At 73.3% G+C, this 23,725-nt stretch carries 17 protein-coding genes; 5 read left to right on the top strand and 12 right to left on the bottom strand.

Going from position 1 to position 23,725, the window contains the following annotated elements; genetic code table 11:
* Positions 1–129: 129 nt before the first annotated feature.
* Both OG556_RS21255 and OG556_RS21250 read left to right on the top strand, forming a co-directional pair.
* Complete coding sequence (locus tag OG556_RS21255) at positions 130–3,702, top strand: CDP-glycerol glycerophosphotransferase family protein (RefSeq protein WP_371518492.1); 3,573 nt, start codon at positions 130–132, stop codon at positions 3,700–3,702.
* A 317-nt stretch (positions 3,703–4,019) separates the two neighbouring features.
* Positions 4,020–6,530: a CDP-glycerol glycerophosphotransferase family protein gene (locus OG556_RS21250; protein ID WP_371518491.1), complete on the top strand. Its 2,511-nt coding sequence runs from the start codon at positions 4,020–4,022 to the stop codon at positions 6,528–6,530.
* A gap of 20 nt (positions 6,531–6,550) precedes the next feature.
* Here the strand turns inward: OG556_RS21250 and OG556_RS21245 are convergent, their stop codons facing one another.
* The 6 genes from OG556_RS21245 to OG556_RS21220 form a co-directional block, all read right to left on the bottom strand.
* Positions 6,551–7,039 (bottom strand): 2'-5' RNA ligase family protein, encoded by a 489-nt coding sequence (locus OG556_RS21245; RefSeq protein WP_371518490.1) that lies wholly within the window; start codon positions 7,037–7,039, stop codon positions 6,551–6,553.
* Between the two features lie 62 nt (positions 7,040–7,101).
* Positions 7,102–8,142 carry a tryptophan--tRNA ligase gene (trpS, locus tag OG556_RS21240; protein ID WP_371518488.1) on the bottom strand — a complete coding sequence of 347 codons (1,041 nt, stop codon included), beginning with the start codon at positions 8,140–8,142 and terminating at the stop codon, positions 7,102–7,104.
* Between the two features lie 30 nt (positions 8,143–8,172).
* The gene (locus OG556_RS21235; RefSeq protein WP_371518486.1) at positions 8,173–9,498 is read right to left on the bottom strand and encodes a hemolysin family protein; all 1,326 of its coding nucleotides are present in this window, start codon (positions 9,496–9,498) and stop codon (positions 8,173–8,175) included.
* A gap of 124 nt (positions 9,499–9,622) precedes the next feature.
* Complete coding sequence (locus OG556_RS21230) at positions 9,623–10,615, bottom strand: malate dehydrogenase (protein ID WP_371518484.1); 993 nt, start codon at positions 10,613–10,615, stop codon at positions 9,623–9,625.
* Between the two features lie 204 nt (positions 10,616–10,819).
* A complete protein-coding gene (locus OG556_RS21225; RefSeq protein WP_063349030.1) occupies positions 10,820–11,245 on the bottom strand; it encodes a DUF3017 domain-containing protein in 426 nt (141 codons plus the stop codon).
* 35 nt (positions 11,246–11,280) lie between these two features.
* Positions 11,281–12,135 carry a bifunctional methylenetetrahydrofolate dehydrogenase/methenyltetrahydrofolate cyclohydrolase gene (locus OG556_RS21220; protein WP_371518483.1) on the bottom strand — a complete coding sequence of 285 codons (855 nt, stop codon included), beginning with the start codon at positions 12,133–12,135 and terminating at the stop codon, positions 11,281–11,283.
* A gap of 503 nt (positions 12,136–12,638) precedes the next feature.
* On the opposite strand from OG556_RS21220, the gene OG556_RS21215 reads away from it, so the two are divergent.
* Positions 12,639–13,265: a hypothetical protein gene (locus OG556_RS21215; protein ID WP_371518481.1), complete on the top strand. Its 627-nt coding sequence runs from the start codon at positions 12,639–12,641 to the stop codon at positions 13,263–13,265.
* A 160-nt stretch (positions 13,266–13,425) separates the two neighbouring features.
* Here OG556_RS21215 and purH read toward each other — a convergent pair whose 3' ends face one another.
* Positions 13,426–15,003 carry a bifunctional phosphoribosylaminoimidazolecarboxamide formyltransferase/IMP cyclohydrolase gene (gene purH, locus OG556_RS21210; RefSeq protein ID WP_371518480.1) on the bottom strand — a complete coding sequence of 526 codons (1,578 nt, stop codon included), beginning with the start codon at positions 15,001–15,003 and terminating at the stop codon, positions 13,426–13,428.
* Entirely contained in the window at positions 15,000–15,659 is a 660-nt protein-coding gene (gene purN, locus OG556_RS21205; protein ID WP_371518479.1) for a phosphoribosylglycinamide formyltransferase, read from the bottom strand. Before purN ends, purH begins: the two co-directional genes overlap by 4 nt.
* Positions 15,660–16,027: 368 nt before the next feature.
* Between purN and OG556_RS21200 the strand changes: the two genes are divergently transcribed.
* Positions 16,028–16,660 carry a hypothetical protein gene (locus OG556_RS21200; RefSeq protein WP_371518478.1) on the top strand — a complete coding sequence of 211 codons (633 nt, stop codon included), beginning with the start codon at positions 16,028–16,030 and terminating at the stop codon, positions 16,658–16,660.
* Between the two features lie 50 nt (positions 16,661–16,710).
* Here the strand turns inward: OG556_RS21200 and OG556_RS21195 are convergent, their stop codons facing one another.
* A complete protein-coding gene (locus OG556_RS21195; protein WP_371518477.1) occupies positions 16,711–18,216 on the bottom strand; it encodes a DUF6350 family protein in 1,506 nt (501 codons plus the stop codon).
* Positions 18,217–18,348: 132 nt separating this feature from the next.
* Here OG556_RS21195 and OG556_RS21190 point away from each other — a divergent pair, with 132 nt between their 5' ends.
* Positions 18,349–20,109 carry a sigma factor-like helix-turn-helix DNA-binding protein gene (locus OG556_RS21190; protein WP_371518475.1) on the top strand — a complete coding sequence of 587 codons (1,761 nt, stop codon included), beginning with the start codon at positions 18,349–18,351 and terminating at the stop codon, positions 20,107–20,109.
* Positions 20,110–20,179: 70 nt separating this feature from the next.
* Here OG556_RS21190 and sucD read toward each other — a convergent pair whose 3' ends face one another.
* The 3 genes from sucD to OG556_RS21175 all read right to left on the bottom strand — a co-directional run bounded on the left by sucD (position 20,180) and on the right by OG556_RS21175 (position 23,721).
* Complete coding sequence (gene sucD, locus OG556_RS21185; RefSeq protein ID WP_063349021.1) at positions 20,180–21,064, bottom strand: succinate--CoA ligase subunit alpha; 885 nt, start codon at positions 21,062–21,064, stop codon at positions 20,180–20,182.
* A 19-nt stretch (positions 21,065–21,083) separates the two neighbouring features.
* On the bottom strand, positions 21,084–22,256 hold the full coding sequence (sucC, locus tag OG556_RS21180; RefSeq protein ID WP_063349020.1) for an ADP-forming succinate--CoA ligase subunit beta: 1,173 nt from the start codon (positions 22,254–22,256) through the stop codon (positions 21,084–21,086).
* Between the two features lie 301 nt (positions 22,257–22,557).
* The gene (locus OG556_RS21175; protein ID WP_371518474.1) at positions 22,558–23,721 is read right to left on the bottom strand and encodes a VWA domain-containing protein; all 1,164 of its coding nucleotides are present in this window, start codon (positions 23,719–23,721) and stop codon (positions 22,558–22,560) included.
* Positions 23,722–23,725: the final 4 nt, after the last annotated feature.

Raw genomic sequence — 23,725 nt, 5'->3', positions numbered from 1 at the left:
CAGCGTAGTGGCCCCGAAGGGCCCCATGGCCCGGAGGTAGGATCGGTGCGCACGTACGCACCGATCCAAAGTGCGGTCAGGCCCTCACCGGGCTGCCACGCTCCTTCCCGAGAAAGGCCTGCGTAGCCGATGGCTCCCCGCCTCTCCATCGTCGTTCCGATCTACAACGTCGAGCGTTACCTGGTCGAATGCCTCGACTCGATCGCCGCCCAGACCTTCACGGACTTCGAGTGCGTCATGGTCGACGACGGTTCGAAGGACGACAGCGCGGCCCTCGCCGAGGCGTACGCGGCCAAGGACTCGCGGTTCCGGCTGGTCCGCCAGGTGAACAAGGGCCTCGGCGCGGCCCGCAACACCGGCATCCGGCACATCGACCCGGACGCCGAGTTCCTGTGCTTCGTCGACAGTGACGACTCGATGCCGCCGAGCGCGTACGAGTTGATGATCAACACCCTGGACGAGACCGGCTCGGACTTCGCCACCGGCAACGTGCTGCGGTTCCGCGCGGTGGGCTACTACCAGTCCGGCGGACACTCGAAGCCGTTCAGGGAGACCAAGCTCAAGACGCACATCACCGAGATCCCGGCGCTGGTCACCGACCGCACCGCGTGGAACAAGGTGTACCGCCGCTCCTTCTTCGACGCGGCCGGCATCCTCTACCCCGAGGGCATCCTGTACGAGGACGCGCCGGTCAGCGTGCCGCACCACTACCTCGCCAAGAGCGTGGACGTGCTCTGCGAGCCGATCTACCACTGGCGCGAGCGGGAGGTCGGCGAGATGTCGATCACCCAGATGCGCACCAACCCCAAGGGCCTGATCGACCGCGTCACCTCGGTCGAGCTGGTCCGCGGCTGGCTGCGCAAGCAGACCGACCCGCGCTTCGCCGAGTACCTGCGCTCCTACGACGAGAACACCCTCGTCGAGGAGATCCCGATGTTCTTCTGGTCCGTCGTGGACGGCGACAAGGAGTACCGGGACGCCTACATCAAGAACGTCAGCCGGCTGCTGCGGGCGATCGGTCCCGAGCAGGTCCGCAAGCTGCGGGCGCCGCTGCGGCTCAAGTACCACCTGACCCTCCAGGGCCGGATCGACGAGTTCGTCGAGCAGATCAAGTACGAGGGCGAGAGCAACGGCGGTGTCCAGGCCCGCGGTCTGCTGCGCCCGTACGCCGACTACCCGTTCCTGCGCGGCGGGCGCAAGAGCGTGCCGTCCGGCGTGCTCAAGCTGGACAACTCGCTGGTCATGCGCAGCCGGCTGTACGAGACGGCCTGGGTCGGCGGGCGGCTGCAGCTGACCGGGCACGCGTACCCGGAGCAGATGGGCGCGGCCGGCAAGCACGACATGGTCCGCACCCTGGTGCTGCGCGAGGCCAAGGGCCGCCGGGTGATCGCGGTGCCGATGAAGACCCAGTACAGCCCCGAGGCCACCGCCAGCTGCCACCACGACCTGTACAGCTGCGACTGGGCCGGCTTCACCGTCGGCATCGACCCGAAGAAGCTCAAGCACCGCGGCCAGTGGAAGGACGGCAACTGGCGCGTCCTGGTGGCCGGCGCGGGCAAGGGCGGCGTCTACAAGGGCCGGGTCTGGGCCGGCTGGAGCGACACCGCGCAGTACATCCCGGCGCACTGGGTCGAGCCGGACGTGCGGATCGTGCCGTGGGTCCGGGACGGCTCCGTCTACCTGCGGGTGGAGACGGTCAAGGCCCGGGTGACCGGCCTGGCTTCGCACGGCGGCCGGGTCGAGGTGTCGGGCGCGGCCCGCTCCGGCTCCAGCTTCGCCGGGGCGCGGCTGCGGCTCACCCACGTCGAGTCCGACCGCGAGCTGGCCTTCCCGCTGGAGCTGGGCGCGCCGGTCGGCAGCCTGCAGCCGTTCAGCGTGTCCTTCCCGGTGGCCGAGCTGACCGCCGTCCGCGAGGCCTGGGCCGAGCTGGACCCGGTGGCCGCCGAGCGCGGCCGTGACCGCTGGGACACCGCGCTGCTGCTGGCCGACGGCAGCACCGTCCCGGTGACCTGGGACGACCGCAACGCCCCGGCGCAGCTGCACCTGCCGCTCAACCCGGACGCCCCGGTCGACCAGCGCCGGGCGCTCTACTCCAAGCCCTCCCCCAGCGGGTACCTGCAGTTCTCCGACCAGCTGCTCCAGCCGGTGGTGGACGAGGTCTCCTCCCGCGGCGCGGACGGCTTCCTGCTCAGCGGTTCGTTCCCGCTGTCCGGCGCGCACCGCTGGGAGCTGGTGGTCCGCCACGACTGGCGCGAGGAGGAGCACGTCTACCCGGTGGAGATCGCGGACGGACGGTTCCGGACCGCGCTGCCCGCCGTGCCGACGGCCTCCTTCGCCGGCCGGGTGCCGCTCGCCCAGGGCACCTGGAACGTCTTCTTCCGCCCGGTCGGCGTCGCGGCCGAGGAGCTTCCGAGCTCGTACGCGCTGATCTCGCCGGACTGCTTCGGCGCGATGCCGCTGGAGGTGGAGTCCCGGGGCAAGCGCATCGTGCTGGAGCGCCGCCACCACGACGGCCTCTCCCTGGAGTCGCACTCGGCGCTGCTGCCGGAGGAGCGCAGCGGCTACCGGCTGCGCCAGCTGCGGTACGTCGACTACCCGAACGCCCGCCGGCACCCGGTGCGCGACACCGTGCTGTACAACGTCGGCCTCGGCGGCCTGTACGCCGACTCGCCGCGGGCGGTCCACGAGGAGCTGGTCCGCCGCGGCCTGCCGCTGGAGCACCTGTGGGGCAGTGACGACCTCCAGGCCGACCTGCCGCAGTCGGCGAGCGCGATCCGGCTGTGGAGCCCGGAGTGGTTCGAGGCGCTGGCGACCGCCAAGTACATCGTCACCAGCACCCACCTGCCCGACTTCTTCGTCCGCCGCCCCGGACAGGTGGTCCTGCAGACCTGGCACGGCAGCCCGCTGAAGCAGATCGGCCTCGATTTCGAGAAGGTCTGGTTCACGGATGCGAACTACCTGAAGGGCCTCGCCCGGGAGGTGCCGAGCTGGAGCCTGCTGGCGGCCGGCAACAGCTGGTCGGCCCCGATCCTGCGACGCGCGTTCGACTACAAGGGCGAGATCCTCGAAAGCGGTTCGCCCAAGAATGACCTGCTCTTCGCGGCCGACCGGGAGAAGACCGCCGAACAGGTGCGCGAAAGGCTCGGCCTGCCCGAGGGCAAGAAGGTCGTGCTCTACGCACCGACCTGGCGCGAGGACCGGCGCCGGCCGAACGGCGGGTACCAGCTGGACCTGCGGCTCGACCTGGCGGCGGCCAAGGCCGCGCTCGGCGACGACCAGGTGCTGCTGGTGCGCCGGCACAGCATGATGTGCGGTCAGATCCCGGGCGCCGGCAACGGCTACATCTGGGACGTCGGCAGCTACCCCGACATGGCGGAGCTGCTGCTGATCGCCGACGTGCTGATCACCGACTACTCCGCCAGCGTGTTCGACTTCGCCGCGACCGGCAAGCCGATCCTGTTCTTCACCTACGACCTGGAGCACTACCGCGACAACCTGCGCGGCTTCAGCCTGAACTTCGAGGCGGAGGCGCCCGGCCCGCTGCTGGCCACCTCCGAGGAGCTGGTCGACGCGCTCGGCCGGGTCGGCGAGGTCGCTGCCGAGTACGCCGACAAGGCCGCCGCGTTCCGCACGGCGTACTGCGACCTGGACGACGGCAAGGCCTCCGCCCGGGTGGTCGACGCGATGCTCCGCGCGCAGTAGCACCGAGCAGTACCGAGCAGCACGGGGCGCCCGGAGCACCCCCGAGAGCCCCGCAGAGGCGCCCGACGCGAACCGCGTCGGGCGCCTCCGTGCTTTCCTGGGAATTCCCTGACAATATCCCCAGTCTTTGCCTGCGCATTGCACTCGAACTAGTGTTTCGCCGGTGAATTTCACGGGAAATTCTCTGGTCCATACTGTTGACCCCGGACGGCGTTCCGGTATGGGATATGAATGCGGCCCCGGTTTCCTCTCGGCATCGGTCCGGCGGCCCCGGTCCACCGCCCATGGCCCGGCCCCCGTCCCGAAGGACCCCTGCCATGCCTGCGCTCACACGGTTCGTCCTTCCGCACGCCGACCCCCGCGTGAGCACCGACCAGCCCGCCGCCGACGAGGACGTCACCTTCGGCCTGCTGCGCGCCCGCTGGACCGGCCGCGGCCTGGAGCTCACCGGTTTCGCCCGCCCGGACGACCTCGACACCGGCCGCCCCGGCTCCGCCTGGACCTGGCTGACCCTGCGCCACGCCGACGGGGCCCGGCCGCCCGTCCACCTGCGCTCCCGGCCCCGCCGGCTGCCCGAGGTCACCGACGACAGCGCCCAGCCCGAGTTCAACCACGACTGGTCCGGCTTCACCGCCCTGATCGAGCCCGGCCGGCTGCGCCACGGCACCGACTGGCTGCTCGGCGACTGGCAGATCGAGACCACCCTGTTCACCCGCCCGCGCCCCACCCGGCTGCGCCGCCGGTACGGCGCCCTCGCCCCGCACTGGTGCGGCTCCGGCGAGTACCCGCCGGCCCACTGGGTGGACCACGACGTCCGTCTCCAGCCGCACTTCGCCGACGGGCGGCTGCGGCTGCTGCTCGAACGCCCCGGCATCCGGCTCACCCACGCCACCCCCACCGCCGACGGCCTCGACCTGCGCGGCAGCGCGGACGCCTGCCCGTCCGGCACCGTGCTGCGGCTGCGCCACCGGCAGAGCGACGCCGTGATCGAACGGCCGGTCGCCCGCACCGGCAACACCTTCGCCGTCCACCTGCCGTACCGGCCGTTCACCGCCGACGGTCGCGGCAGCGGCGAACTGGAGCACTGGGACACCGAGTTCCTGCACCCCGACGGCAGCACCGAACAGCTCTGCCTGGACGAGCGCGGCGGCCCGGTGGCCGGCCAGCACCGACTGCCCGACGCCCCGGACCGCGCCCTCTACCTCAAGCACCTCGCCGACGGCCGGCTCCAGGTGTGCGTCCAGCCCGCGGCCGGCCTGGTCGAGCGGATCGCCGTCCGGGCCGGCGGCTTCGAGCTCACCGGCCGCTGCCCGGACCGCGCCGCGGACCGGCTGGAACTCGTCCTGCGGCACACCGGCACCGCGAGCGAGGTCCGCTCCCCCGTCGAGGCCGACCGGGACGGCCGCTTCAAGGTCCTGCTGCCCGCCACCCGCACCGGCGCCGACGGCACCGCGCTGCCCCTGCGCAAGGGCATCTGGGAGGCCGCGCTGGCGCCCGCCGGGCGGCCCGGCCCGAGCCGCCCGCTGCTCGCCGCACCCGCCGCCCTGCCCGCGCTGCCCGCCGCCACCACGGCCGGCGGCAAGCGGATCCTGCTCCAGCGCCGCTGGCACGACACCCTGCTGGTGGACTCCACCCCGGTGCTCACCCCCACCGAGCGCAGCGCCTGGACGCAGAGCCGCCAGCGCGCCGTCCACTACCCCGCCGCCCGCCGCGAACCGCTGCGCGAGGCCGTGCTCTACGACGTGTTCGGCGGCCGCGGCTACGCCGACTCCCCGCGCGCGGTGCACGCCGAACTGGCCCGCCGCGGCGCGCCGTTGGAGCACCTCTGGGTGGTCGACGACGCCCAGGCCGAACTGCCGCCCGGAGTCCGGGCCGTCCGGATCTGGAGCCCGGAGTGGTACCGCGCGCTGGCCACCTGCCGGTACCTGGTCGGCAACACGCACTTCCCGGACTTCCTGGAGCGCCGCCCCGGCCAGGTGGTGCTCCAGACCTGGCACGGCTCGCTGCTGAAGCGGATCGCCCACGACGTCGACAACCCCTGGCTGGCCGACCACGGCTACCTGGAGGCGCTCGACCGGGAGACCCCGCAGTGGAGCCTGCTGCTCTCCCCCAGCCCGTTCGCCACCCCGATCCTGCGCCGCGCGTTCCGCTACGACGGCGAGATCCTGGAGGCCGGCTACCCGCGCAACGACGTGCTCGCCCGCCCCGACGAGGCCGCCGCCGCGGCCGTCCGCCGCCGGCTCGGCATCCCGGACGGCAAGCGGATCGTGCTGTACGCGCCGACCTGGCGCGAGGACCAGCAGCGCGGTGACGGCGACGGCTTCCGGCTCGGCCTGCGGCTGGACCTCGACCACGCCCGGCGCCTGCTCGGCCGGGACCACGTGCTGCTGATCCGCCCGCACGCGCACGTCCGCGAGCCGCTGCCGGGCGCCGGGGACGGCTTCCTGTACGACTGCGGGGACTACCCCGACCCGCAGGAACTGCTGCTGGTCGCGGACGTCCTGGTGACCGACTACTCGTCGATCATGTTCGACTTCGCCGTCACCGGCCGCCCGGTGCTCTTCTTCACCTACGACCTGGAGCACTACCGCGACACCCTGCGCGGCTTCTACTTCGACTTCGAGCCGCAGGCCCCCGGCCCGCTCGTCCCCACCTCGGCCGGACTGCTCGGCGCGCTGCGCGAACTCGCCGACTCCGGCGCGGACCTGCCGCCCGGGTACGCGGAGCGCCACCGGCGCTTCCGGGCCGAGCACTGCGTCCTGGAAGACGGCGGCGCGTCCCGCCGGGTGGTCGACCGGATGCTCGAACTCGGAAGGTCAGCAAGGTAGTTGAAGGTCAGCCCGGTGGTTCAGGAGAAGAGGTAGCTCCGCCAGGGCCGCCAGACCTCGTCCGCGTCGAAGCGGGAGAGGCCGAAGCCCGGCACCATGAACGCCGCCCGGAAGCCGCGCGCCTGCGCGTACGCCTGGTCCAGCGCGTCGTCCGGCAGGCCGTGCGCGACCGTCACGTGCGGGTGGTACGGGAACGCCAGCTCGCGGGCCAGCGGGCCGGAGCGGACGTCCGCCTCCAGCAGCCGGCACTCCTGCGCGCCCTCCTCGACCCGGACGAACACCACCGGGGAGACCGGGCGGAAGGTGCCGGCGCCGCTCAGCAGCATCCGGAACGGCCGGTGCGCGGCCGCCACCGCCGCCAGGTGCTCCTCGATCTTCGGCAGCGCCTCGGCCGGCACCTCGGTCGGCGGCAGCAGGGTGACGTGCGTCGGTATCGACCGGGCCAGCGGATCGCCGTGCCCGGCCCGGGCGTCCTGGATCTGCGCACCGTACGGATCCGGAACGCTCACGGACACGCCGATGGTGACGGTCTCGGGGAGACCGTCACCATCGGGCAGGCGTGTGAGGGGAGTCACCGCTTGGCGGCCGGGAGGAAGCCGACCCGGTCGTACACCGTCTCCAGCGTCTGCGCGGCCACCTCGCGGGCCTTCTCGGCGCCGATCGCCAGCACCCGGTCCAGCTCGGCCGGGTCGTCCAGGAAGGAGCGGGTGCGCTCCTGGAAGGGGGTGACCCACTCGGTGAACAGCTCGGCCAGCTCGGTCTTCAGGGCGCCGTACATCTTGCCCTCGAAGTGCGCGACCAGCTGGTCGATCGACTGGCCGCTGAGCGCGGAGTGGATGCGCAGCAGGTTGGAGACGCCGGGCTTGCCGTCCTCGTCGTAGGAGACGACGGTGCCGGTGTCCGTGACGGCGCTCTTGAACTTCTTGGCGCTGACCTTCGCCTCGTCCAGCAGGTTGACCAGGCCCTTGTCCGAGGACGCGGACTTGCTCATCTTGGCGCCCGGGTCCTGGAGGTCCTGGATCTTCGCCGTCTCCTTGAGGATGTACGGCTTCGGCACCGTGAAGGTCGGGCTGTAGCGGGTGTTGAAGCGGTCGGCGAGGTCGCGGGTGAGCTCCAGGTGCTGGCGCTGGTCCTCGCCGACCGGGACGGCGTCCGCCTGGTAGAGCAGGACGTCCGCGACCATCAGCACCGGGTAGGTGAACAGGCCGACCGTGGTGCTGTCCGCGCCGTGCCGGACGGACTTGTCCTTGAACTGGGTCATCCGGGAGGCCTCGCCGAAGCCGGTGAGGCAGTTCATCACCCAGGCGAGCTGCGCGTGCTCGGGCACGTGCGACTGGACGAACAGGGTGCAGTGCTCCGGGTCCAGGCCGGCGCCGAGCAGCTGGGCGGCGGAGACCCGGGTGTTCTCGCGCAGCTCCTTCGGGTCCTGCGAGACGGTGATCGCGTGCAGGTCGACGACCATGTAGAAGGCGTCGTTCTCCTTCTGCAGGTCCACCCACTGGCGCACCGCGCCCAGGTAGTTGCCGAGGTGGAACGAGCCGGAGGTGGGCTGGATGCCGGAGAGAACCCGGGGACGGTCCTTGACCGGACCAGTGACCGCTGCGTTGACCATGCGGGCCATTGTTCCAGTTCCACCGGGCGCTCAGGAAACGTCCGCCCCAGGAGGTTCCGCCAGTGTGACCGCACTCACCCTCACCCGGGCGATCCGCCGGCCCTCCAGCTTGGCCACCGTCAGCAGCACCCCGCCGCCGCCCTCGACCGGGACGCGCACCTGGTCGCCGTCCCGGGGCAGCCGGCCGAGCGAGGCGACCAGACAGCCCGCCACCGTCTCGTACGGGCCCTCGGGCAGGGTGGCGCCGGTCTCCTCGGTGAAGTCGCCGAGGTTGAGCAGGCCGTCCAGCTCCATGCCGCCGCCGACCAGCCGGCGGGTGGCGGCGGTCTCCGGCCGGTCGTACTCGTCCCGGATCTCGCCGATCACCTCCTCGACCAGGTCCTCCAGGGTGACGATCCCGGCGGTGCCGCCGTACTCGTCCACCACGATGGCCAGGTGGTGGCCCTCGCGGCGCATCTCGCCCATCGCCTCCAGCACCCGCTTGGTGCCGGGCAGCAGCTTCACCGGGCGGGCCAGGTCGCGGGCCTTGGCGGCCTGCTCGCCGCGCGCGCCGTACAGGTCGCGGACGTGCACGAAGCCGACCACGGCGTCGGCGCTGCCCTCGACCACCGGGTAGCGCGAGTGCGGCGAGGTGTCCGCCTGGTGCCGGACGGCGGCCAGCGGGCGCTCGGCGTCCAGGAAGGTCACCTCGGTGCGCGGGACCATCACCTCGCGCAGCTGCCGCTCCCCGGCGGAGAACACGTCCGCGATCAACGCCCGTTCGTCGCTGCCGAGTTCGGTGTTGGCGGCGACCAGGCCGCGCAGTTCCTCGGAGCTCATCGAGCCACGGCCGGCGGCCGGGTCGCCGCCCAGCAGCCGGACCATCAGGTTGGTGGAGTGGCCGAGCAGCCAGATCACCGGGCGCAGCGCCACCGACATCACGTCCACCACCGGGGCCGCGATCACCGCGATCGACTCGGCCCGCTGCAGGCCGATCCGCTTGGGGGTGAGTTCGCCGAGCACCAGCGAGACGTAGCTGATCACCAGGGTGAGGCCGACCAGGGCGACCGCGTCGGCGACGCCCTCGGTGAGCCCGGCCCGGACGAACAGCGGGGCGACCTTGCCGGCCAGGGTGTCCGCGCCGAAGGCGGCGGACAGGAAGCCCATGCAGGTCACGCCGACCTGGACGGCGGCCAGGAAGCGGTTGGGGTCGGCGGCCAGGTGCGCGGCCCGGGCGGACCGCCGGGTGCCGAGCGCCTCCAGCGTCCGGATCTGGCCCTCGCGCAGCGAGATCAGCGAGATCTCGGCGACGTTGAACAGCCCGCCCAGCAGGATGAAGACGAGGACGAGCAGGGCGTCCCCGAGGGTTTCGTTCACAGCGGGTCAGTGTAGGACCGGCCGGCGCCCGGGGAGTGGAAGAACGGGCGACGGCCGGTCACACGGCGGCCCGCCGCCTCCGGGAAGGAGACGGCGGGCCGTCGGGAAAGCCGTGCCGCGGGGCTCAGATGAGGCCCAGCTCCTGGACCGCGTCGCGCTCCTCGGTCAGCTCCTTGACCGAGGCGTCGATGCGGGCGCGCGAGAAGTCGGAGATCTCCAGGCCCTGGACGATCTCGAACTTGCCGGCCTTGGTGGTGACCGGGAAGGAGGAGATCAGGCCCTGCGGGACGCCGTAGGAGCCGTCCGAGACGACGCCCATGGAGGTCCAGTCGCCCTCGGCGGTGCCGTTGACCCAGGTGTACACGTGGTCGATGGCGGCGTTGGCGGCCGAGGCGGCCGAGGAGGCGCCGCGGGCCTCGATGATGGCCGCGCCGCGCTTGGCGACGGTCGGGATGAAGGTCTCGTCCAGCCAGGCCTGGTCGCTGCCGATGGCCTCGAAGGCCGGCTTGCCGGCGATCTCGGCCTGGAAGACGTCCGGGTACTGGGTGGCGGAGTGGTTGCCCCAGATGGTGACGCGCTTGATCTCGGAGACGGGCGCACCGGTCTTGATGGAGAGCTGGCCGACCGCGCGGTTGTGGTCCAGGCGGGTCATCGCGGTGAAGCGCTCGGCCGGGACGTCCGGGGCGTTGCGCTGGGCGATCAGGGCGTTGGTGTTGGCCGGGTTGCCGACGACCAGGACCTTGATGTCGTCCGCGGCGTGGTCGTTGATGGCCTTGCCCTGCGGGCCGAAGATGCCGCCGTTGGCCTGCAGCAGGTCGCCGCGCTCCATGCCGGCGGTGCGCGGACGGGCGCCGACCAGCAGCGCGACGTTGGCGCCGTCGAAGGCCTCGTTCGGGTTGTCGGTGATCGTGATGTCACGCAGCAGCGGGAACGCGCAGTCGACGAGCTCCATCGCGGTGCCCTCGGCGGCCTTGAGGCCCTGCGGGATCTCCAGGAGGCGCAGGTTCACCGGGACGTCGGCACCGAGCAGGTGGCCCGAGGCGATGCGGAAGAGCAGCGCGTAGCCGATCTGGCCGGCCGCTCCGGTGATGGTGACGTTGACGGGGGTGCGGGTCATTTCTACCTTCTCCAGCAGATCGCCAGGTGCCCCAGGCACACCGGCGCGCTGGAGCCGAGGATGATCTCTCGACATCGAGAGACCGGCGTCAGGTTATCGCAAAGGGAAGCGTACGCCGCGGGTGCGGGCCTGGCTGATGCGTCACAACGGACGGCGGCCCCCGCCCTGGCTCGCAGGGCGGGGGCCGTCACGGTCACCCCGGCGTCAGTGCTTGGGCCGGCCGATCAACTTGCCGATGTTGTCGAGCAGCGGGATCTCCAGCCACGGGTTCGGCTGTGCCACCAGGGTCAGCAGCACGATCGACGCTCCCAGGAAGGTCAGCACGATCACGTCGGTGAAGCGGCTGCGCACCGCCAGCATCCCGACCTCGGGCAGCACCAGCCGCAGGACGGCCCCGAGCAGCACCCCGCAGCCGAGGATCAGCAGCCCGTACTTGAAGCCGTCCTTGAAGTCGGCGAACCAGGTGACCGCGAGGCCGGCCCCGACCACCAGCAGGACCAGGGTTATCGGCCACTGCCGGACCGGCAGGGTGTGGTCGCGCCCGAGCGCCGCGGCCGCGCCCTCGGGCGGCAGGGTGCCGGTGGTCTTGACCGGCCTGCGCGGGGTCCGCGCCGGTCGCGGTTCCGTCATGCTCGCCGTCCCTCGTGGTGGTGTCGGTCGCGGGGTCAGACGCCGGCGCGGCGCTCGGCCGCCACGACGATGTTGTTGAGCAGCATCGCGCGGGTCATCGGGCCCACGCCGCCGGGGTTCGGGGAGATCCAGGCGGCCACCTCGGCCACGCCCGGGTGCACGTCGCCGACGATCTTGCCCTCGCTGCGGCTGACGCCCACGTCCAGCACCGCCGCACCCGGCTTGACGTCCTCCGGCTTGACCAGGTGCGGCACGCCCGCGGCGGCCACGATGATGTCGGCCTTGCGCAGGTGGTAGCCGAGGTCCCGGGTGCCGGTGTGGCACAGGGTCACGGTGGCGTTCTCGCTGCGGCGGGTCAGCAGCAGGCCGATCGAGCGGCCGACGGTGACGCCGCGGCCGATCACGACCACCTCGGCGCCGTTGATCTCGACGTCGTGCCGGCGCAGCAGCTCGACGATGCCCAGCGGGGTGCACGGCAGCGGCCCCTCGATGCCCAGGGCGAGCCGGCCGAGCGAGGTCGGGTGCAGGCCGTCGGCGTCCTTGTCCGGGTCCATCAGCTCCAGGACCGGGTTCTGGTCCAGGCCCTTGGGCAGCGGCAGCTGGACGATGTAGCCGGTGCAGGAGGGGTCGGCGTTGAGCTCGCGGACGACGTTCTCGACGTCCTCCTGGGTGGCGGTGGCGGGCAGCTCGCGCTGGATCGAGGCGATGCCGACCTCGGCGCAGTCCTTGTGCTTCCCGTTGACGTACCAGCGGCTGCCCGGGTCGTCGCCGACCAGGACGGTGCCGAGGCCGGGCGTGACGCCCTTCGCCTTGAGGACCGCCACGCGGGCGGCGAGTTCGGACTTGATCGCGGCGGCGGTGGCCTTGCCATCGAGAATCTGGGCAGTCATGACCCCATTCTCCCGGATCGGGGCAAGCCGCCGTACCAGGGCCCGCCTTCTGGTCGGACGGGTACGGAAGGCCTGGACCACGTTGCGGTTGCGCCACAGTCTCGGTCCGGCGCGCGGAACCGGCTGGACACGGCCCCGCCGTCCGGTTGACGATATGCGGGCATTCCCTGCCGCGACCCGGCCCGGTGACGGGCCGACGGACACCCGGCGGGGGCGTACCCGGGGGAAAGAGCACGTGAGCCGACCACTTCAGACCGAGCCGCCCGACCACTGCGGCGCCGTCCTGCCCGCAGCGGGCCCGTCGACGACTCCGTTCTCACCGTTCTCGGCGCTCTCACCGTCCTCACCGTTCTCACCGCGCGTCTGAGCCGGCCGCGCCCGGCTCCGCTCCGGGCTGTCACTCCCCTCCGTTAGCGTCCCGTTCCACCGGCGACCCGACTCGCCGAACCGGAACCGGGCCCTCCGTCCCGTCCCCACGTCCCCGCAACTGCCCGGAGGCATCGATGAGTTACCCGCCCGACCCGAACAACCCGAACAACCCGTACGGCCAGCCGCCGCAGGCTCCCGGCTACGGCTACCCCCAGCAGGCCCCGCCGGCCGGGTACGGCTACCCGCCGCCCGCGCCGGGCTACGGCGGGCCGGGCTACGGCTACCCGCCGGCCGTCCCGCAGAACATGCCGGGCCTGGTGGTCACCACCCGGGTGCTGCTGTTCATCATCGGCGCCGTGCAGATCATCGGTGGGGGCATCTACCTGATAGCCGCCGCGGCGGCCAAGGAGGTCACCAACCGGGCCCAGGAGATCGACGGGAGCGACCCGTTCAACGGCTTCGGCAACGCGGCGGCCGGCGTGCTGGTGGTCGTCGGCATCGTGTGCGCGCTGTTCGCGGCCTTCTCCATCACGCTGGGCGTGAAGTTCGGCAAGGGCGGGCCCGCGGTCCGCATCACCACCATGGTGTACGGCTCGTTCGGCGCGCTGCTCGGCCTGCTGGGGCTGGCCGGCTCGTTCGCCAGCAACGCCAACCCGATCGGCATCGTCTTCACGCTGATGTGGCTCGCGGTCTCGATCACGATGATCGTCGGGATGAGCGTCAAGGACGGCGTGGCCTGGTTCTCCCGGCCGCGCTACTGACCGGCGGCGCCGACCGGCCGGGTCACTGACCGGCCGCGCTGCTGACCGGCCCCGTCCGGGCCGATCGGACGACGAGCGGCCCGGCTCCCCTTCCGGAGGAGCCGGGCCGCTCTGTCATGCCGTCACCCGGGCGGTGCGCCGGGCGAGCGGTGGAACGCGATCAGTGGAAGAAGTGCCGGGCACCGGTGAAGTACATCGTCACCCCGGCCTCGGCGGCCGCCGCGACGACCTCCTCGTCCCGGATCGAACCGCCCGGCTGGACGATCGCCTTGACGCCGGCCGCGATCAGGATCGCAGGGCCGTCCGCGAACGGGAAGAACGCGTCCGAGGCCGCGTACGCGCCCTTGGCCCGCTCCCCGGCCCGCTCGACCGCGAGCTTGCAGGAGTCGACCCGGTTGACCTGGCCCATGCCGACGCCCACCGAGGCACCGCCCTTGGCCAGCAGGATCGCGTTGGACTTGACGGCCCGACAGGCCCGCCAGGCGAAGGCCAGCTCGGCCAGCTCGGCCTCGGAGAGCGCCTCACCGGTGGCCAGCCGCCAGTTCGCCGGGTCGTCGCCCTCGGCCTGCACCCGGTCGGCGTCCTGGAGCAGCACGCCGCCGGAGACCGGGCGCAGCTCCTGGCGGTTGGCCGGCGCCTCGGGGGCCAGCAGCACCCGCAGGTTCTTCTTCCGGGCCAGCACCTCGACGGCGCCGTCCTCGTAGCCGGGGGCCACCACGACCTCGGTGAAGATCGGGGCGATCTGCTCGGCCAGCTCGACGGTGACCGAGCGGTTGACCGCGATCACGCCGCCGTACGCCGAGACCGGGTCGCACTCGTGCGCCTTGCGGTGCGCCTCGGCGACGTCCGCGCCGGTCGCGATGCCGCACGGGTTGGCGTGCTTGATGATCGCGACGGCCGGCTCGGCGTGGTCGTACGCGGCGCGGCGGGCGGCGTCGGTGTCGACGTAGTTGTTGTACGACATCTCCTTGCCGTGCAGCTGCTCCGCGCCGGCCAGGCCGCCGCTGCCGTCGCTGTACAGCGCGGCGCCCTGGTGCGGGTTCTCGCCGTAGCGCAGCACGTTCTGCCGCTCCCAGGTGGCGCCCAGGAACTCCGGGAACCGCTCGTCGCTCGGCGCGTAGCCGGCCTCGAACCAGGAGGCGACCGCGACGTCGTACGCGGCGGTGTGCGCGAACGCCGCACCGGCCAGGCGCTTGCGGGTGGCCAGGTCGAAGCCGCCCTCCTGGACGGCGCGCAGCACGTCGCCGTAGCGGGCCGGGTCGACCACCACGGCCACCGACGGGTGGTTCTTGGCGGCGGCGCGGACCATGCTCGGGCCGCCGATGTCGATCTGCTCGACGCACTCGTCCGGGGTGGCGCCGGAGGCGACGGTGGCCTTGAACGGGTAGAGGTTCACCACGACCAGGTCGAAGGGCTCGACGCCCAGCTCGGCCAGCTGCGCGCGGTGCGACTCCAGCCGCAGGTCGGCGAGCACGCCGGCGTGCACGCGGGGGTGCAGCGTCTTCACGCGCCCGTCCAGGCACTCCGGGAAGCCGGTCAGCTCGGAGACCTCGGTCACCGGGACGCTGGCGGCGGCGATCCGGCCGGCGGTGGAGCCGGTGGAGACGATCGCGACCCCGGCGGCGTGCAGGCCCTGGGCCAGCTCCTCCAGACCGGTCTTGTCGTACACGCTGATCAGCGCACGACGGATCGGACGGATGTTCTCGGAGACAGGGGGGGTGGTGGAGCTGGCACTCATGCCGGAATCCATACCTTTCGGTCCTCGATGCGGTGACCCTCGCGGGCCAGCCGGCCCACGACGTCGACGAGCAGCTTGCGCTCGACAGTCTTGATGCGCTCGTGCAGCGCTTCGCCGCCATCGGCGTGGTCGGCGTCGACGACCTCGACGACGCCCTGCGCGATGATCGGCCCGGTGTCCACCCCGGCGTCGACCAGGTGGACGGTGCAGCCGGTGACCCTCACCCCGTACGCGAGCGCGTCGGTGACGCCGTGGGCGCCGGGGAAGGAGGGCAGCAGTGCGGGGTGGGTGTTGACGATCCGCCCGGCGAAGGCCGCGATGAACTCGGGCCCGAGGATCTTCATGAAACCGGCCGTGACCACCAGGTCCGGCTCGTGGGCGGCGACGGCGGCGGTCAGCGCGCGGTCCCAGTCGGCCCGGTCGGCGAAGTCCTTCACCCGGTGGACGAAGACCGGCAGGCCCGCCTTCTCGGCCCGCTCCAGGCCCGCGATGCCGTCGCGGTCCGCACCCACGGCGAGGATCTCGGCGCCGTACGCCGGATCGGCGGCGGCGTCGAGCAGCGCCTGCAGATTGGTGCCGGAACCGGAGACGAGCACCACCAGGCGGGCCGGTCCGGGCGTACGGGGCGGGAAGAGCTGGGCGGGGGCGGCGGCCACTGCGCGATTCTCCGTAGGTCGGGCGCCGCCCGCTGGTACGTCCACCGGTGGTGGGGCCACTACGAACGGCAGGTCGAGCGAGGGGGAACACCAGGAGAACCCACCGCGACGCGGGCACCCGGGAACCTCTGCGAGCTGCTGACCGTCACCACGATAACGGCTGGTCGGACGGCCTCCGCACCCTCCCGGCGGCGCTACGCGCGTAGTTGAGACGGGGATCTCCTCCGTCCCGCGCGGCGGAGTCGCCCCGGGCACGGGCCCGCCCGGCACCCGCGCAGCGGGCAGGCCGCCGGAGGACCGGCGAACGGCTGCGGGATCATAGGGGAGGCGGGAGACCGCCCCTCCGACCGAGAAGGAATGGCTGAACCATGAGCAGCGGTGACGACACCGGCGAGCGCAACCCCTTCGCGCCGCCGCCGGCGGATGCCCCGGACCAGCCGTGGCAGCCGCGCAACCCCTGGCCCGGCGAGGGCCGGGACGGCACCGGCGACCAGGGCGCCGGCGAACGCCCGCAGCTCCCGCCGCCGCACCCCTGGGGCCCCGGCCGGCCCGAGGACGGCCGCCCCAACCCCCCGGCCCCGCAGCCGCCCAAGCTCGACCCCGCCGACCCCGCCCAGCGCCGGGCCCGCAACGCCGCGCTGGCCGGGCCGCTCGCGCTGGTCTGCCTGTTCGTCGGCTTCCACTGGGCCGCCCTGTTCGTCGGCGCGCTCGGCATCGTGTGGGGCATCAGCGCACTGCGGACCCCCAAGCCCGCCCCGGCCTCCGCCGTCACCGGCGCCGCCCACCAGCCCGCCACCCCGAACCCGCTCACCCCGGCCGCGCTCGCCGGAATCCTCACCGGCGCGATGACCGTCGTGGTCGCGACCTCGGTGATCGGCCTCGGGATGTACTACAACGACTACGTCACCTGCGTCCGGGACTCGCTGACCTCCGTGGGCGCCGACAACTGCGACCGGTTCGCGCCCAAGTGGTACGTCGACTTCACCGGGAACGCGGGCTAGGCCTGTCCGGCCGGTCCTGCCGGACAGGGCCTGGCCAGGACGGGCAGGGCCTAGTCGTTCCCGGGGGCCCGCCCGCCCAGGCGCAGCACCGCCGCGTACCCGCGGGCCCGCAGCAGCAGCACCCCCCGGCGCAGCCGCTCGGCCGACCGGGCGCGGGCGGCGGGCGGGGCCTCCTCGTCGGCGTCCGCGTCGAGTTCCTCGGCGGCCTGCCCGTCGGCCTCTCCGTCAACCTCTCCGTCGACCTCTTCGTCTGCCTCCGGGACGGTCGCGGGGCCCAGCGCCCGATGGCGGACCAGCAGCGCGCCCGGCACGGCCACCAGCGCGAACCAGCCCGCCGCCGCCGACCCCGTCCACCAGGGCGACGGCCCCAGCCGGGCCATCCGGCCGCCCGCCAGCGCGCCACCCGACAGCCAGCCCGCCGCCGCCACCGCGACGCCCGTCAGCAGCGCCGCCGCCAGCACCGCCACCACCGTCGCCGCGAGCGGCCACGGTCCGCCACCGTCACCGTCGTCGAACCCGTCGCTGTCGTCGGCCCCGGCCGCCGTGCGCGGGCCGGCCGCCGCCCGGCCCAGCAGCACCGCCGGCACCACCCCCGCCAGCACCGGCAGCAGCAGGGCCGCCAGCCGCCAGCCGCCCGGGCCCTCCGCCGGCAGCAGGGCGAACATCGGGAACTCCGGGACGGCGCCCAGCACGGTGCCGCCCGGCGCCACCACCGTCCCGGAGCCCACCGCGAACCCCGGGCCCAGGGCGTACGCCGTCCCCCAGAGCACCGCGTTCGGCAGCAGCACCACCCCGAGCAGCAGCAGCCCGACCAGGGCCGCCGGCCCGCGCCCGAGCACCGCCATCCCGTGCCCGCCCCCGGCCGCCGCGTCCAGCGCCGCCGCCACTGCCACCAGCACCCCGCCCGCCGCCACCAGGCCCGCCCCGGCCGCCAGCACCGAGCCGCGCACCGCCGCCGCGCCGCCGGCCGGCCGGAACGGCGCGGGCAGCCGGTCCAGCAGCCGCCACGCCGGGCGGCGGGGCGGGGCGGCGGGGCCGGCGGCCCGGGCCGACCGCGCGCCCGCCGCCGTCGCCAGCCCGGCCAGCAACCCCACCACCAGCACGTCCGGCAGCACCCTGGCCCGGAACAGCCCGGCGCCCGTGCAGTGCAGCACCACCGCCGCCGCGACCGCGCAGTAGCCCGCCCAGACCGCCGCCGGACCGCCCCAGCGCGGCCGGGGTCCGCGCCGCGACGCCACCCTGGCGGCGGCCCGGTACAGCTGGGCCACCGTCAGCACGCCCAGCAGCAGCGGGGTGACGGTCAGCGGGGCACCCGCGTCCCCCCGCAGCACCGGCGCGCCGTGCCCGAGCAGCCACAGCGCCCCCGCCAACCGGGTGGCGCCGGTCGCCCCGTTGTCCGCGTACGGCGTCGCCACCCAGAGTCCGAGCACCGGCACCCCGACGACCGCCAGGCCGACCAGCGCCGTCCGCACCCCCGCCAACAGGTCGGCCGGCAACGGGCGTCCGCCCAATTCGCCCGGCAGTTCCAGGATCGGACGGCCCATCAGCTGCGTCATGCGCCTCATGGTGCCAAGGCGACTCGCCATGCCCCGTGAAGCGGCAAACCGCCGCCGTGTCCCAGATTATTGGCTTATGCGCATTTTCAGACCCGATCCCCAAGCCGCCGGCGGACCGGCCCGGAGCGTCTGATGACCACGCCACCCACCGCCGAACACCCCGCCGGCGCCGACTCCCCCACCCCCCGGAACCGTGCCCGCAAGCCCCGGGCCACCCAATCCGACCAGGACGCGGCCCGCCTCCTACGGAAACTGACGCCCCGTGAGGCCCAGGTGCTCGCCCACCTCGCCGCCGGCCGCGACCTCCCGCAGGCGGCCGCCGCCCTCGGCATCACCCCGGCCACCGCCCGCAGCTACGTCCAGCGGGCCATGCGCAAACTCGGCGCGGCCACCGAGGCCGAGGCCGTCGCCCTCACCACCGCCCGCCCGAAGAACCCCGACCCGGCACCGCCCGACCCCGCACCGCCCGGCCCCGACGCGCCGGGCGACGTCCAGGCGGCCCCTGCCGCCGACCCCCGTACCCCCGACCCCGCGCCGCAGCGCCCGCCCGTCCTCGGCACCGAAACCGAAACCGAAACCGAAACCGGCACCGGCACCGGCACCGGCACCGGCGGAGAGCACGCCGGGCCCGCCCTCGCGCACCCCGGCCCGGCCGACCACGCCACCGCCGCCGCCCTCGCCCAGACCGACCCGAACACCCAGACCGCCCCGCACGCCCCGGGAGGGAGCATCAGCACATCCGTCGTCACCACGACACCGCCCGGCACCCGCGACACCCCACCCGCGGCGCAGGACCGACCCGACGGCCTGGCCGCCGACCCCGGGCCGCCCACCCACGCGGCCACGCCGGCCGACGGTGAGCGCGCCGGGCCGGCCGGGAGCTTCGAGGAGTTGTACGAGCAGGCACACACCCGGCTGGTGCAGCAGATGTTCCTGCTGACCGCCTGCCGGCACCGGGCCGCGCACTGCGTCCGGCTGGCGTTCGGGGCGGCGCGCCGGGGCTGGGCGGAGGTGGCCGAGACGGGGGATCCGGAGGGGTGGGTGCGGGTACGGGCCTGCGAGCTGGCGCTGTCCCCGTGGCACCGCGGCGGGCCCCGCCGGATGCACGCCTGGAAGCTGCCGCACCGGCGGATCCGGGTGCGGCCGGCGGACGAGTCGCAGGCGGTGCTGCCCGATCATGACCGGCTGACCGACCGGGACCGGGCGCTGCTGAAGGCGCTGCGGCGGCTGTCCCGGCCGCAGCGCCGGGCGCTGGTGCTGCACGACGGGCTGGGCCTGCCCGCGGCGGCGGTCGCGGTGGAGGTGGAGTCGACGCTGGCGGCGGCCGAGGGGCGGGTGTGGGCGGCTCGGGTGGAGCTGGCCCGGTGGGTGCCGGAGCTGCTGGGGCCGGATCCGGCGGCGCCGGGGTTCGCGGACGGCCTGAGCGAGCTGCTGCACCGGGCGGCGGTCCGGGGCTGCCCGGAGCCGCACCGGCCGCCGGTGCCGGTGCTGCGGGCCCGGCACCGGCTGTGGACCGCGAGCCGGACGGGGGCGGCGGCGCTGCTGACGGCCGCGGTGGGCGGGGCGGCGCTGGCGACGCTGGTGGGGATCCGGCCGGTGACGCTGTTCCGGTCCCCGGAGCCGCCGGAGCCGGCGATGTGCCTGTCGGCGGCGGGCGCGGGCGAACCGGGTGTGCCGGCGCTGCCGGGCGGGCCGCCGAACGTCGTCCGCAGTCTGTGGTGCAGCCCGACGCCGGGGGTGGAGGCGGTCGTGATGGAGTCGGCGCCGCAGGCCGCCGCGCGGTGGGAGCTGCCGGCGGTCGCCCGGGGGGCGGGCGCCCCGCCGCCGCAGGGCCCGGAGGTCTGCCCGCTGTGGTCACCGCTGCCGTGCACGACCGGGCCCACGCCGTACTGACGGGGTCCGCAAACGCGCGAGCGCCCCTGCCCGTGAAGGGCAGGGGCGCTCGCTGCGCGGTCGACCGACGTCAGCCGGCGATGATCTCGCGCGCCAGGCGGGCGGTCTCGGACGGCGTCTTGCCGACCTTGACACCGGCGGCCTCGAGGGCCTCCTTCTTCGCCTGGGCGGTGCCCGAGGAGCCGGAGACGATGGCGCCGGCGTGGCCCATGGTCTTGCCCTCGGGGGCGGTGAAGCCCGCGACGTAGCCGACGACCGGCTTGGTGACGTGCTCGGCGATGTAGGCCGCGGCACGCTCCTCGGCGTCGCCACCGATCTCACCGATCATGACGATGAGCTCGGTCTCCGGGTCCTCCTGGAACGCCTTGAGGGCGTCGATGTGGGTGGTGCCGATGACCGGGTCACCGCCGATGCCCACGGCCGAGGAGAAGCCGATGTCCCGCAGCTCGTACATGAGCTGGTAGGTCAGGGTGCCCGACTTCGAGACCAGGCCGATCTTGCCGGAGGTGGTGATGTCGGCCGGGATGATGCCGGCGTTCGACTGTCCGGGGCTGATCAGGCCGGGGCAGTTCGGGCCGATGATCCGGGTCTTGTTGCCCTTCGAACCGGCGTACGCCCAGAAGGCGGCGGTGTCGTGCACCGGGACGCCCTCGGTGATGACGACGGCCAGGCCGATCTCGGCGTCGATGGCCTCGACGACGGCGTCCTTGGTGAACTTCGGCGGCACGAAGATGACGGTGACATCGGCACCGGTCTTCTCCATGGCCTCGGCGACGCCGCCGAAGACGGGCACCTCGGTGCCGTCGACGTCGACCGTGGTGCCGGCCTTGCGCGGGTTGACACCGCCGACGATCTGGGTGCCGGAGGCGAGCATGCGGCGGGTGTGCTTCATGCCCTCGGAGCCGGTCATGCCCTGGACGATGACCTTGCTGTCCTTGGTAAGGAAGATAGCCATGGTGTGAAAGTCCCCTTCCTTACTTGTTGGCCAGCTCGGCGGCGCGGTCAGCGGCGCCGTCCATGGTGTCCACGCGCTGGACCAGCGGGTGGTTGGCGTCGTCGAGGATCTTGCGACCCAGCTCCGCGTTGTTGCCGTCCAGACGGACGACCAGCGGCTTGGTGACGTTCTCGCCCTTGCTCTCCAGGAGCGCGAGGGCCTGCACGATGCCGTTGGCGACCGCGTCACAGGCGGTGATGCCGCCGAAGACGTTGACGAACACCGACTTGACGTCGGGGTCGCCCAGGATGATCTCCAGGCCGTTCGCCATGACCTCGGCGGACGCGCCGCCGCCGATGTCGAGGAAGTTGGCGGGCTTGACGCCGCCGTGGTTCTCACCGGCGTAGGCGACCACGTCGAGGGTGCTCATCACGAGGCCCGCGCCGTTGCCGATGATGCCGACCTGGCCGTCGAGCTTGACGTAGTTCAGGCCCTTGGCCTTGGCGGCGGCCTCCAGCGGGTTGGCCGCGGCCTTGTCCTCCAGGGCCTCGTGCTCGGGCTGGCGGAACTCGGCGTTCTCGTCCAGCGAGACCTTGCCGTCAAGCGCGATGATCTTGCCCTCGCCGGACTTGATCAGCGGGTTGACCTCGACGAGGAGCGCGTCCTCGGCGATGAAGACCTTCCACAGCTTCTGCAGGACGTCGGCGACCTGGTCGGCGATCTCGGCCGGGAACTTCGCCGCGGCGACGATCTCGGCGGCCTTCTCCGGGGTGCAGCCCTCGTTGGCGTCGACCGGGATCTTGGCCAGCGCGTCGGGGTTCTCCTCGGCGACGACCTCGATCTCCACGCCGCCCTCGACGCTGGCCATCGCCAGGAAGGTGCGGTTGGTGCGGTCCAGCAGGAACGAGACGTAGTACTCGTCCTTGATGTCCGCGGTCTGGGCCAGCATCACCTTGTGGACGGTGTGGCCCTTGATGTCCATGCCGAGGATCGCCTCGGCCTTGGCGACGGCGTCAGCCGGGTCGGAGGCGAGCTTCACGCCACCGGCCTTGCCTCGGCCACCCACCTTCACCTGAGCCTTGACGACGGCGCGGCCGCCGAAGCGCTCCGCGATGGCGGCAGCGTCTGCGGCGGTCTCGATCACATCACCGTCAAGCACGGGCACACCGTGCTTGGCGAAGAGGTCCCTCGCCTGGTACTCGAACAGGTCCACGTGTTTGTCCTTGTTCGTGGTCGCGGATTGTGTCTCTACGAGCGTGCCACGGCAGGATCTTCGCTGCGGGTCGTCGGGGCGGTGCGGGTACGCAGAGGTACGGCCTTGCGGCCCACACAGCCACGGGCGCACACGTCAATCAACACGCGCGTCACGTCCGTCTGGCAGGTTATCCCCGTACGACGGGACTGTTTCGCCCGGGGCCTGCCCGTCCGTGGTGAGAACCGTCACAGACAGCCTACGGGGGCGGTCGGCGCACCCCCGTCCGCCGGTCGGCCGGTTCGCACGTCCGGGTGAATCCTCACACCCCCTGGTCAGGCACCGGCAGCGGGCGCTTCTCGATCGCCGCGGCCATGATCTCCGGAAAGGCGTCCGGGGTGCAGGCGAAGGCCGGGGCCCCCAGGGCGGCCAGGGCGGCGGCGTGGGCGTGGTCGTAGGCGGGCGCACCTTCGTCGGAGAGCGCCAGCAGGGCGATGAACTGGACGCCGGCCGCCTTCATCGCGGCGACGCGCTTGAGCATGCCGTCCCGGATGCCGCCCTCGTAGAGGTCGCTGATCAGCACCACGACGGTCTCGGACGGCCGGGTGATCCTCGACTGGCAGTAGGCGAGCGCGCGGTTGATGTCGGTGCCGCCGCCGAGCTGGGTGGCGAACAGGACGTCGACCGGGTCGGTGAGCTGTTCGGTGAGGTCGACCACCGAGGTGTCGAAGACGACCAGCCGGGTGTCCAGCGTGCGCATCGAGGCGAGCACCGCGCCGAACACCGCCGAGTGCACCACCGACGGGGCCATCGAGCCGGACTGGTCGATGCAGAGGATGACGTCCTTCTTCACCGCGCGCTGGGCGCGGGCGTAGCCGACCAGCCGCTCGGGCACGACGGTGCCGTGCTCGGGCAGGTAGTTCTTCAGGTTGGCCCGGATGGTGCGGTCCCAGTCGATGTCGCGGTGGCGGGGCCGGTTGACCTTGGCGCTGCGGTCGAGGGCGCCGCCCAGAGTGGCCCTGGTGCGGTCGGCGAGCCGGCGCTCCAGATCGGCGACCACCTTGCCGACCACGGCCCGGGCGGTCTCCCGGGTGGTCTCGGGCAGCGCGTGCTTGAGCGACAGCAGGGTGCCGACCAGGTGCACGTCCGGTTCGACGGCCTCCAGCATCTCGGGCTCCAGCAGCAGCCGCTCCAGGCCGAGCCGGGCGATCGCGTCCTGCTGCATCAGCTGGACGACGGTGGACGGGAAGTACTCGCGGATGTCGCCCAGCCAGCGCGCCACCTGCGGGGCCGAGCCGCCCAGCCCGGCGCTGCGCCGGCCGCCGCGGGCCGCCCGGCCGCCCTCCTCGGGCGCGCCGCGGTAGAGCGCGGCCAGGGCGCCGTCCATCGCGGCGTCCCGGCCGCGCAGGGCGCAGCCGGTGCCGTCGGCCTCGCCGCCGAGCACCAGCCGCCAGCGGCGCAGCCGTTCGTCGGTCGTGGTCGCCATCAGG

The sequence above is a fragment of the Kitasatospora sp. NBC_01300 genome, assembly GCF_041435235.1.
Classification (GTDB): domain Bacteria; phylum Actinomycetota; class Actinomycetes; order Streptomycetales; family Streptomycetaceae; genus Kitasatospora.
This window is presented reverse-complemented; position numbering and strand designations above follow the sequence as displayed.